The sequence below is a fragment of the Streptomyces lushanensis genome (assembly GCF_001700515.1).
GTDB classification, from domain to species: Bacteria; Actinomycetota; Actinomycetes; order Streptomycetales; family Streptomycetaceae; genus Streptomyces; species Streptomyces lushanensis.
This window is the reverse complement of record NZ_MAUD01000027.1, coordinates 1-11,170: the sequence shown is the minus strand read 5'-3', so window position 1 is coordinate 11,170 and position 11,170 is coordinate 1. Positions and strand designations below refer to the sequence as shown.

Genomic DNA, 11,170 nt, shown 5'->3' with positions numbered 1-11,170 from the left:
TCGATCCCGGCCGGGATCGAGGCCGTCCAACAGCTCGGCAGCGAGAACGGATTCGAGGTCGAGGCCACCAGCGACGCCTCGGCCTTCACCGAGGACAACCTCGCCCGCTTCCAGGCGATCGTCTTCAACAACACCAACTCCACACCGGAGAGCGGCGATCTGCTCGACGCCGGACAGCGCGCCGCGCTCCAGGCGTTCGTGCGCGGCGGCGGCGGCTGGGTCGGCCTGCACGCCGCGTCCGCCAGCGAGCGCGACTGGGACTGGTACGAGGGGCTGGTCGGCGCGATCTTCGACAAGCATCCCGCCGTCCAGACGGGCCGGGTGAAGGTGCTCGATCAGGTCCATCCCTCCACCCAGGGCCTGCCGCAGCTCTGGGAGCGTACGGAGGAGTGGTACAACTGGCGCGTCAATCCGACCGGCAAGGTCCACACGCTCGCCCAGATCAAGGTGAACGACGGGGTCAGCGGTCTGGACGAGGGCGTCGACCACCCGTGGTCCTGGTGCCAGAACTACGACGGCGGACGCTCCTGGTTCACCGCCGGCGGCCACGCGGCCTCCGCCTTCCAGGAGGACGCCTTCCGCAGGCATCTGCTCGGCGGCATCCAGTGGGCGGCGGGCAGCAAGCCCGGTGACTGCACCGCCACCAGGACGGGCTCCTTCCAGCGCACTCCGCTGGCCACCAGCGATCTCGCCGACCCCTTCGAGCTGGCCGTCGCGCCGGACCGCCGGGTCTTCTTCATCCAGCGCACCGGCAAGCTCAAGGTGATCGACCAGCAGACGCTCCAGGTCTCGACCGCGCTGGACTTCGCGTACACCCCGGAGATGACGAGCCAGTCCGACGGTCTGCTCGGTCTCACTCTCGATCCGGACTTCGCGCGGAACAACTGGCTCTATCTGCTGCACTCCGACAAAACCGAGAAGCGGCTCAACCTGTCGCGCTTCACGGTCACCGGCAACACCGTCGACCCGGCCTCGGAGAAGCGGCTGCTGACCGTGCCGACACTGCGCGGCGAGGGCCGGGCCAACTCGCACATGGCGGGCTCGATCACCTTCGACAAGAACGGTGATCTGTACGTCGCGACCGGCGACAACACCGATCCCTTCGCCTCCGACGGCTTCAGCCCGATCGACGAGCGCGAGGGGCGCCGCGCCTGGGACGCGCAGACCACGGCGGGCAACACGAACGATCTGCGCGGCAAGGTTCTCCGTATCACGCCCGAGGACGACGGCACGTACTCCGTCCCCGAGGGCAATCTCTTCGCGCCGGGCACCGGGAGGACCCGCCCGGAGATCTACGCGATGGGCATGCGCAATCCGTTCCGTATCACCACCGACCCGCTCAGCGGCGCGCTGCTGGTCGGTGACTACGGGCCCGACGCACGGGAGGCGGTCGCCAACCGCGGACCTGAGGGCACCGTCGAGTACAACCGCATCACGGAGCCGGGCAATTACGGCTGGCCGTACTGCACCGGTGACAACACCCCGTTCAACGACTACGACTTCGCGACCGGCACCTCGGGCGCGAAGTTCGACTGCGCCGCGCTGGTCAACGACTCGCCGAACAACACCGGTCTGCGCGAGCTGCCAGCGGCCAAGCCCGCGACGGTCTGGTACGCCTACTCCGCCTCGCCGCGGTTCCCCGAGCTGGGCACGGGCGGCGGCGGACCGATGGGCGGGCCGGTCTACGACTACGATCCGGCGAACACGTATCCCTCCAAGTTCCCCGAGTACTTCGAGGGAAAGTGGTTCAACTACGAGCTGACCAGGACCTGGTTCAAGACCTTCTCGTTCCAGGAGAAGGACCAGACCTTCACGGATCCGCGGTTCGAGCCCGTCAAGGCGGGCGATCTCCACTCCATCAACGGCGTGTTCGGCGACATGAGCTGGAACCAGCCCTTCGACGCGGACTTCGGCCCTGACGGAGCGCTGTACGTCATCGACTTCGGACTCGGCAGCGGCACGGGCCGCGGTGGCAGCAACGAGGGCTCGGGCATCTACCGTATCGACTACGTCGGGGACGGCAGGCTGCCCGACGCCAAGACGGCGGCGAGCCCGGACAGCGGACCCGCACCGCTGACCGTGGCCTTCTCCAGCGAGGGTTCGGGACTGCCCGGCGGCAGACCGGTCTCCTACGCCTGGGACTTCGACGGCAACGGGACCACCGACTCGACCGAGGCGAACCCCTCCCATGTCTACCGCGACAAGGGCCGGTTCACGGCGCGGCTGACGGTCACGGGCCCCGGCGGGCTGACCGCGCTCTCCGTCCGGGAGATCACGGTCGGCAACTCCCGGCCGGTGGTCACCATCCAGCAGCCGCCGAACGGCGGGATGTTCAGCTTCGGCGACACCATCCCGTTCACCGTGAAGGTGAAGGACCGCGAGGACGGCAGGACCGGTGAGGGCGAGTCGATCGACTGCTCACGGGTGGTCGTACAGTCCCAGCTCGGCCATGACAGCCATCTGCATCCGCTGGACAACTACACGGGCTGCGCCGGGGAGATCGTCACCGACGCCGGGGACAGCCACGGTCCCGGGCAGAACCTGTACTACGGCATCACCGCGCAGTACGAGGACAGGGGTGCCCCGGGCGTGCCCGCCCTGACCGGATCGTCCTCGCTGACGCTGCGGACCGCCTTCCGCGAGGCCGAGCACCGCAGCACCACGGGTGGCGCGCACGACGGCGCCGTGACGGGCGACCGTGCCGACGCCTCCGGCGGCAAGCGGCTCACGGAGATCGAGGACGGTGACTGGATCGCCTTCGACCCGGTCAATCTCAAGGGGATCTCCTCGGTCACGGTCGGTGCCGCCTCGGGCGGTCTCGGCGGGGACATCGAGTTCCGCGACGGCTCACCGACCGGACCGCTGCTGGGCAAGGTGACGGTTCCGAACACCGGCGGCTGGGGCAATGTCGTCTCCCCCACCGTCGCACTCAGGAATCCGGGCGCTTCGGTGAAGCTGTACGCCGTCTTCACCAATCCCGGCTGGTCGGCGGAGAAGCCGGATCTGCTCGCGCTCGACTGGCTGCATTTCAACGGTCGCGGAGTCGAGAAGAAACCGGTCACGAAGGTGAAGGTCAAGGCGGCACCGGCCTCGGGAGCCGCGCCGCTGGCGGTACAGCTCAGCAGCACGGTGAAGCCGGTGTCCGGACGCACGATCGCCTCGTACCACTGGGACTTCGGCGACAACACCAAGGTCTCGGGTACAGAAGGGCCGACCGCGGCCCATACGTACTCCAGGCCGGGCGCGTACACGGCGCATCTCAGCGTCACCGACGACAAGGGTGACACGACCACCGGCGCGGTCCACATCAACGCGGGCCCCGCGGCCTGAGAGGAGAGCGACCATGAGCAGCACCCGAAGAGCGTTCCTGGGCAGGGCCGTCGGACTGGCGGCGCTGGGCATGGGCACGGCGGCGGGCACGACGGCCACCGCCCACGCCGCCACCGCCCAGGGTGCCGGAGCCGCAGGCCGCTGCCGACGGCGGCGCATACCGCCGTCCGGGATCGGCATGCATCTCTACACCATGCGCACACCGCTCGCGACGGACTTCAAGGGAACGCTTGAGCGGCTGGCGGAGATCGGTTACGCGACGGTCGGTGTCAGCGGCAGGCACGGCCACAGCGCGGCCGACATCCGGCGGATGCTGGACGAGACCCGGCTCAAGGCCGTGCTCGAACATGTCGCCTACACCACGGTCACCGGCAGCGGACTGCCCCAGGCGATCGAGGACGTCCATACCCTGGGCGGCAAGTGGGTCGTGGTGCCGAGCCTGCCGGACGGGATGCACTCACCGGCCGGATACCGGGAAGCGGCACGCCAGTTCAACGCGGCGGGGCGCGTCGCCCGCGAGTCCGGGCTCAAGGTGCTCTTCCACAATCACGACGGCGACCACAGTGTGGTCGACGGCGAGAGTCTGTACGGCATCCTGCTCAAGGAGACGGATCCCGAACTGGTCGGCTTCGAGCTGGATCTGTACTGGGCGGCGAAGGGCGGGGACGATCCGGGACGGCTCTTCACCGAACACCGCAACCGGTTCCCGGCGCTGCATGTGAAGGACATGGCGCCGAACGGTGGCTTCGAGGACGTCGGTTCGGGGGTGCTGGACTTCCCGGCGATGTTCGACACCGCGCGCAGCGGAGGTGTGCGGCAGTGGCTGGTGGAGCACGACGCGCCGGCCGATCCGTTCGCGTCCGCGCTGACCAGTTACCGGTATCTGTCGCGGCTGCGGTACTGAGCCGGGATTGACGGGGGGGGGTTCTACGGTGCCGGTCCCGGCCGCTGTGACACGGCGGCCGGGACCGGCCCGTGGTCCTTTCCGGCGGGCCGCCCGTGGTCCTTCCGGGAGTCCTTTTCGAGGGGCCGGCGGTTCCCGAGGTGCTTGTAGAGGAAGGTGGTCGGACGGAGTGTCCCGCCCGGGTCGGCGGCATGGCCGGGAACCACTCCGATCACGGTCCAGCCCGCCGAGCGGTAGAGCGTCTCGGCGGGACTGCCGGTCTCGGTGTCGAGCAGCAGCAGCGTCACACCCGCCTCGGCCGCGGCCTCCTCCGCCGCGGTGAGCAGCGTACGGCCGAGGCCCTTCCCGCGCGCGTCGCGGTGCACCATCAGTTTGACGATCTCGGCGCGATGGCGTGCGTTGGGCTTGTCCGCGAAGGACACCCCGACCGTCCCGACGATCCGTTCGCCGTCCCGCGCGACCCGTACGGACAGCCGTCCCTCCCGTACGGCGGTGGCCTGCGCCCGCCACCACCGCGCCGCCGTGGCTCGGTCCAGCGCGTGGAGAAAGCCGATGGAGGCGCCGCCGGCCACCGTGTCGAGCATCAGATCGGCCAACGCGTCGACCGCGTCGAGCAGTTCGCCGGCGGAGAGCGGTATCACCTCGGGAACACCTGTGGGACCGGTACTCATGGCCGGACCACCACCACGGCGTACCGGACCGGATCCGGCCCCGGGCAGCGGAAGCGCGTAGGACCCCAGAGCCGTACACGCAGACAGTCGCCCGCGTCGAGCGTGTGCGGTTCGCGCCCCGCTGTGAACTCGACCGATCCTTCGAGCACCCAGATGTGCTGCTCCATGCCCGGGACCGGAGGCCGTTCGTACGACACGTCCGCGCCCGGCCGCAGCGTTCCTTCGACGACCTCCGCGCGCAGTCCCGCCTGCGGCGGCGAGACCGAGCGGCGGACGAAGCCGGAGGCGGTGTCCTTCCACACGGTCTGGTCGGCGGCCCTGACCAGCCGAGCCGGCTCCGTCTCCACCTCGCTGAGCAGCTGCGACATCGTCCGCCCGTACACCGCGCAGAGCCGGCCGAGCATCGACGCCGTGGGGCTGATCCCCCCGCGCTCGGCGCGGGACAGCGTCGAGCGGCTCACTCCGCTGCGGCGTGCCAGCTCGTCCAGCGACCAGCCGTGCTCGCCCCGCAGTTCGGCGAGGCGAGCGGCGAGCAGCTCGTCGACCGGGTCGGCGCCGGGAGCGCCACCGGGATCGGCGCCCCGAGCGGTACCGAAGCCGGCGCCCGTGGTACCGGACTCGGCGCTGGGAGTGTTCTCCCCCGTCTCCTTCTCTCTCACATACGGAACGGTATCCCATATCAGGGATGCACTGCGAAGAACCCCTCCCGGATCAGTCCTGCGCCGAGGCCGCGCCCAGCAGCCCCCTGATGTGCCCGGCCGCCTCGCGGAACTCGGGCCGTCCCAGCGTCTCCGTGTAGTCGCGCTCGGGCGGCAGCCCGACATCGATGATCTCGGTGATCGTGCCCGGACGCGGACTCATCACCACCACCCGGTCGGCGAGATAGACGGCTTCCGAGATGGAGTGGGTGACCAGCAGCACGGTGGTGCGGGTCTCGCGCCAGATGCGGTTCAGCTCCATGTTCATCTGCTCGCGTGTCAGGGCGTCGAGCGCGCCGAACGGCTCGTCCATCAGCAGGACGGGCGGCTCGTGCAGCAGTGCGCGGCAGAGCGCGACCCGCTGCTGCATACCGCCGGACAGCTCGTGCGGATACGCGTCCTCGAAGCCGGAGAGCCCGGTCATCGCGATCAGTTCGTCCGCACGCGCGCGGGCCCGCTCGCCCGGCATCCGGCGCATCTCCGCCTGGAGCAGGATATTGCGCCGGGCGGTGCGCCACTCCAGCAGCGCGGCCCGCTGGAAGACATAGCCGATGTCGTGCCGCGGCCCGCCGACCCGGTCTCCGTGCAGCCGTACGGCACCCGCGGACGCCCGAAGCAGACCGGCGACCAGTTTGAGAAGCGTCGACTTGCCACAGCCCGAAGGACCGACGATGGCGACGAACTCGCCCGGCGCCACATCGAGGGAGACCTCGTGCAGGGCGGTCACGTCGCGCTTCTTCGTCCGGAAGCGGACGGCCACGTCCTCCAGGCCGACGGCCGCCGCGCCTCCTCCGGCCGCCGCGCCCGGTGTGCCCGCCGTACCCGGTGCGCTGTCGTCGGGCGGCGGCCCGGCTGCCTTCCGCAGCGTGATGTCCCTGGCCATCGTCATCCCTTCAGCGCCGTGCCGCTGTCCCAGTACTCCGCGACCGGCTTCGGGCTCTTCACCAGATCGGCCTCGGTGAAGACATCGATGGTCTGCTGCCAGTCGCCCTCGGTGTTGACACCGGGCGCCTTGCCCTGTGTCGCGTCGGTGTGCAGCAGTGTGAGCGTCGTCCGGAACTGTTCCGACAGCACGCTCTCGGGCGGCAGTTGCTCCGACGCGCCCTCCATCGCCGCGACGGCCGGATCCGGCGCCTTCTCGGCCGCCGCCCAGGACTCGCTGACGGCCTGGACCATGCGCCCGGCCAACTCGCTCCTGCCGGAGAGGATCTCCCGGCCCGCGATCAGACCGTTGGAGTAGAAGTTCAGGCCGTGCTCCGAGAAGCGCAGATACGAGACCTGCTTCTTGGCCTTGTCCTGCATGGTCGGGCCCTGGTCACTGGCGTAGCCGAGCAGTGCGTCCGTCTTCCCCGAGATCACCGCGGCGATCTTGCCGGCCGGGTCGGTGTTCTGGATCCTGACGTCCGACTCCTTCAGGTTGTTCTTCGCCAGGAAGATCGGGAAGGTCTTGCTCAGCGCGTCACCGGCCGTTCCCGCGACGGTCTTGCCCTTGAGATCGGCGGGAGCCCGGACGTTCTCACTGTCGAAGAACTGCACGGAGGACGGTGTGGTCTGCAGGAAGACACCGAGGCTCTTGACCGCGATGCCCTGGTCCACCCCGCTGAGCAGGGCGGGTGTGTCGGCCCAGCCGAAGTCGGTCTGTCCCGCGCCGGTCGCCTGCACGGTCTTCTGCGAGCCCTGGCCCGCGCGGATCGTCAGATCGATGCCGTGCTTCTCGAAGATCTTCTGCTGCTTGCCGTAGTAGAACGGCGCGTGTTCGCCGTACGGATACCAGTTGAGTGTCAGCGTCACCTTGTCGAGCTTCTTGCCCGATTCGCTGGTGCTGGTGTCCGAGCCGTCCCCACCGCAGGCGGTGGCGACCAGGAGCAGCGGTACGAGGCCGATCAGGAGTCTGCGCGCGTGCATGGCTGGCCCTTCCCGGAACGGGGTCGAGTCGAGACGAGACGGAACGGGACGACAGGCGTCAGTAGGCGGTGGTGACTTGGCTGTCGCGGCGGCTGGCGTGCCACGGCAGCAGCAGCTTCTCGGCGATCTCCACCAGGACGAAGAGAACGACGCCGATCAGTGACATGACAAGCAGTCCGGCGAAGAGCATCGGAGTGTCGAGATTGCCGTTCGCCTGGAGGATCACATAGCCGAGCCCCTCGTTCGCGCCGACGAACTCCCCGACGACCGCACCGGTCACCGCGAGCGTCACGGCGACCTTCAGCCCGGAGAAGAGATGCGGCAGCGAGGCGGGGAAGCGGATCTTGGCGAAGGTCTGCCAGGGCTTCGCGCCCATCGTCGCGGAGAGCTGGAGCATCTCCGGATCGACCGCCTTCAGCCCGGTGACCATCGAGATCACCACCGGGAAGAAGGCGATGAGCACGGCGATCAGGATCTTCGGGGTGATACCGAAGCCGAGCCACACCACGAACAGCGGCGCGACGGCGATCTTCGGCACGACCTGGGCGAACAGCAGGATCGGATAGAGCGTCTTCTCGACGGTCGAGGAGTAGACCATCACCACCGCCGCGAACACTCCGACGGCGACGGCGATCGCGAAGCCGAGCAGGGTCTCATAGGTCGTCACCCAGGTGTGCTGCCAGAGGTAGCCGGCCTTGCCCGTGAGCACGTCGAGCGTGTCGCCGGGCGAGGGAACGAGATACGGCTCCACCAGTTCGGCCGCCGCGATGATCCACCACACGGCGAAACAGGCGCCCAGCAGCACGACGGGCCGCCAGCCCGCCTCCACCGCGCGGCCGAACCGCTCCCCCGCGCCCGGCCTGCCGCGTTCCGCGACTCCCGCCACGTCCTCGGCAGGTTCCGGCGTCGCCGCCGGGCTCGGTGTCGGTGTCGGTACGACGCTCTGGCTCACAGTGAACTCCTCGGGAAATCCGGGTAGTTACAAGAGCGGTGCTCCCCGACAGCGCTTTCAGAAAGCGCTTTCTGATAGGGTGATCGCCACGCTAATGACTGCCCGTCCGTACGGTCAATAGGTCGTCCCGAACTTTCGGGGTCCGCAGGTTCTCCTCGGGCGCCGCCGCCACCGCCACCGCGACCTGGGGGTCGAGTTGAGTGAGTTGAGTGAACGGGAAGCACGGACCCATGTGACGCTGGACGCCGTCGCCCGCCGCGCGGGTGTCTCCCTGGCGACCGCGTCCCGAGCGCTGAACGGCACGGCGCGTGTCCGCGAGGAGCTGCGGCAGCGGGTGCGCGCCGCGGCCGATGTGCTCGGCTACATCCCCAACGCCCATGCCCAGGCCCTCGCCAGCGCCTCCAGCAACACCGTCGGTGTCATCTGCCACGACGTGGGCGATCCCTATTTCGCCGCGATCGCGGGCGGTGTGATGCGGGCCGCCGCCGAGCAGGACGTCCTGGTCATGCTCGCCAGCACCTTCCGCGAACCGGCCAAGGAGATCGCGTATGTCTCGGTGCTCCGCGCGCAGCGCGCCCGAGCGATCCTGCTGATCGGCTCGGGCTTCCAGGATCCGTCCTGGGAACGGAAGTTGGGCGCGGAACTGGCGCCGTACATCCGCGCGGGCGGCCGGGTCGCCGTCGTCAGCCGCCATCGCAGTCTGCGCACCGACGCCGTGCTGCCGGAGAACCGCGCCGGGGCGGCCGATCTGGCCCGTGCCCTGCTGGGGCTGGGGCACAGGGAGTTCGCCGTACTGAGCGGTCCGCGTGAACTCACCACGGTCGCCGACCGGTTGGCCGGATTCCGGGAAGGGCTGACGGAGGCCGGTGTCACGCTCGGTGCGGGATCCGTGGTGCACGGCGCCTTCACCCGTGAGGGCGGCTACGCCGCCGCGCGGGAACTGCTCGTACGCTCCGGTTCCTCCGCCAGGCCCACCTGTGTCTTCGCGGTGACCGATGTGATGGCGGTCGGCGCGCTGGCCGCCTTCCGCGAGGCGGGCATACGGGTGCCCGAGGACCTGTCGCTGGCCGGCTTCGACGACATACCGCTGGTACGGGAGCTGACTCCGCCGCTCACGACCGTCGCCCTGCCGCTCACCGCGATGGGCGAGAGTGTGATCTCGCTCGCGCTGCGCGAGCCGCGCGGAACACGCTCACGGGTGCTGCGGGTGGGCGGCGAGGTGGTCCTGCGCGCGAGTACGGCGCGTCCGCCCTCGCCGACCAATTCACCTTTCTGGGAGACGTGTTGACGGCACGTCATGGCGCCTGCCCGCCCCAGGTCCCGAGGTCCTGGACCAGGCCGTCCTCCCCGCGGTGGATCCGCGTCATCAGCTCCGCGGCACAGGACTTGATGGTGTCCAGGCCCGGACGGCCCCAGCGCCGCGGCTCGGTGTCGATCACACAGACGGTGCCCAGCGCCAGCCCCGTACGGTCCATGAGCGGCGCTCCCAGATAGGAACGGATCCCGATCTCGTCGACGAGCGCGTTCGCGGCGAACCGGGGGAAGTCCTGCACGTCCTCCAGCACCAGCGCCCTGCGCCGCACCACCACATACGGGCAGTAGCCGAGGTCCCTGGCCATGTAGCGGCCGTCACCGGCGCCGGGCGGAGCGTACAGCCCGGCGAAGAACTGGCGTTCCTCGCCGACGAAGTTGACCATCGCGTACGGTGCGCCGGTCACCTGCGCCAGCTCCCGTGCGAAGGCGTCGAGGACGGGCTCCGGGCGCTCGCCGAGACCGAGCTCGCGCAGCCGCACCACCCGCGCCGGCGCGTCCTGGTCGACCGGGGTGAGGAGCAGACGTCCGATCGGGTCGTACGGCATGCCCGTCCTCCGTGGTGCCGGGGTCATTCGACCGGAACCGGTGACAGGGCCGGGGACGACGACGATGACCGCGCCGGTGGAGGCGACGCCGACGAGGTGAGGAGATGCTGGACGAGCGTGACCAGGGTCTGGATGCCGGAGCTGGCGATACGGGCGTCGCAGAGCACGATCGGCACCTCCGCCCTGAGGTCCATGGCGGCCCGTACCTCCTCCGCGCCGTAGCGGTAGGAGCCGTCGAACTCATTGACGGCGACCACGAATCCGATGCCGCGCTGCTCGAAGAAGTCCACCGCGGAGAAGGAGTAGTCCAGCCGCCGGGTGTCGGCCAGCACGACCGCGCCGAGCGCGCCTCGCGACAGCTCGTCCCACATGAACCAGAAGCGCTCCTGGCCGGGTGTGCCGAAGAGATAGAGCACATGCCGCTCGTCCAGTGTCATCCGGCCGAAGTCCATGGCGACCGTGGTCGCCGTCTTGGTCTCGACGCCCGTCAGATCGTCGGTCGCCGCGCCGATCTGGGTCAGCAGCTCCTCCGTACTCAGCGGCGCGATCTCGCTGACCGCTCCCACGAAGGTCGTCTTGCCGACCCCGAAACCGCCCGCGACAAGGATCTTCAGCGCGGTGGGAAAGGGCCGGGAAAGGGGTCCGGGGAGGACTTCAGAGCTGTCGTCGTAGGCCATCGAGCACTGCCTCCAGCAGGAAACGGTCGGTGGGGTGGTCGAAACTGTCGGGGGGTCGTGCGGTGATCGCCCCGCAGTCCACCAGATCGGAGAGCAGGATTTTGGTGACCGACGCGGGGAGAGCGAGATACGCCGCGATCTCCGCCACCGAGGTCGGCCCCGGGCAGAGGCCGA

The 11,170-nt window shown here is 69.5% G+C and carries 11 protein-coding genes; 3 read left to right on the top strand and 8 right to left on the bottom strand.

Annotated features, from left to right (window positions below; all coding sequences use genetic code 11):
• Both BFF77_RS02480 and BFF77_RS02475 read left to right on the top strand, forming a co-directional pair.
• The coding region (locus BFF77_RS02480; RefSeq protein WP_079124766.1) for a ThuA domain-containing protein at positions 1 to 3,330 on the top strand (3,330 nt) is incomplete at its 5' end.
• A 178-nt stretch (positions 3,331 to 3,508) separates the two neighbouring features.
• A complete protein-coding gene (locus BFF77_RS02475) occupies positions 3,509 to 4,234 on the top strand; it encodes a sugar phosphate isomerase/epimerase family protein (RefSeq protein WP_107422045.1) in 726 nt (241 codons plus the stop codon).
• 23 nt (positions 4,235 to 4,257) lie between these two features.
• Here BFF77_RS02475 and BFF77_RS02470 read toward each other — a convergent pair whose 3' ends face one another.
• The 5 genes from BFF77_RS02470 to BFF77_RS02450 form a co-directional block, all read right to left on the bottom strand.
• Entirely contained in the window at positions 4,258 to 4,905 is a 648-nt protein-coding gene (locus BFF77_RS02470) for a GNAT family N-acetyltransferase (protein ID WP_066943311.1), read from the bottom strand.
• A complete protein-coding gene (locus BFF77_RS02465; RefSeq protein ID WP_066943315.1) occupies positions 4,902 to 5,441 on the bottom strand; it encodes a helix-turn-helix domain-containing protein in 540 nt (179 codons plus the stop codon). The genes BFF77_RS02470 and BFF77_RS02465 overlap by 4 nt, the downstream gene beginning before the upstream one ends.
• Before the next feature lie 175 nt (positions 5,442 to 5,616).
• Positions 5,617 to 6,486: an ABC transporter ATP-binding protein gene (locus BFF77_RS02460; protein WP_425424329.1), complete on the bottom strand. Its 870-nt coding sequence runs from the start codon at positions 6,484 to 6,486 to the stop codon at positions 5,617 to 5,619.
• A 2-nt stretch (positions 6,487 to 6,488) separates the two neighbouring features.
• On the bottom strand, positions 6,489 to 7,508 hold the full coding sequence (locus tag BFF77_RS02455) for an ABC transporter substrate-binding protein (protein WP_066943309.1): 1,020 nt from the start codon (positions 7,506 to 7,508) through the stop codon (positions 6,489 to 6,491).
• Positions 7,509 to 7,566: 58 nt separating this feature from the next.
• A complete protein-coding gene (locus BFF77_RS02450) occupies positions 7,567 to 8,460 on the bottom strand; it encodes an ABC transporter permease (RefSeq protein WP_066943307.1) in 894 nt (297 codons plus the stop codon).
• Positions 8,461 to 8,692: 232 nt separating this feature from the next.
• On the opposite strand from BFF77_RS02450, the gene BFF77_RS02445 reads away from it, so the two are divergent.
• Positions 8,693 to 9,748: a substrate-binding domain-containing protein gene (locus tag BFF77_RS02445; protein WP_066943305.1), complete on the top strand. Its 1,056-nt coding sequence runs from the start codon at positions 8,693 to 8,695 to the stop codon at positions 9,746 to 9,748.
• 7 nt (positions 9,749 to 9,755) lie between these two features.
• Here the strand turns inward: BFF77_RS02445 and BFF77_RS02440 are convergent, their stop codons facing one another.
• The 3 genes from BFF77_RS02440 to BFF77_RS02430 all read right to left on the bottom strand — a co-directional run.
• Positions 9,756 to 10,319: a GAF domain-containing protein gene (locus tag BFF77_RS02440; protein ID WP_066943303.1), complete on the bottom strand. Its 564-nt coding sequence runs from the start codon at positions 10,317 to 10,319 to the stop codon at positions 9,756 to 9,758.
• Positions 10,320 to 10,342: 23 nt separating this feature from the next.
• The gene (locus BFF77_RS02435; protein WP_066943301.1) at positions 10,343 to 10,996 is read right to left on the bottom strand and encodes a GTP-binding protein; all 654 of its coding nucleotides are present in this window, start codon (positions 10,994 to 10,996) and stop codon (positions 10,343 to 10,345) included.
• Positions 10,974 to 11,170, bottom strand: a 197-nt coding sequence (locus BFF77_RS02430) for a DUF742 domain-containing protein (protein ID WP_141698335.1), incomplete at its 5' end; no start/stop codon positions are given. The genes BFF77_RS02435 and BFF77_RS02430, both read right to left, overlap by 23 nt.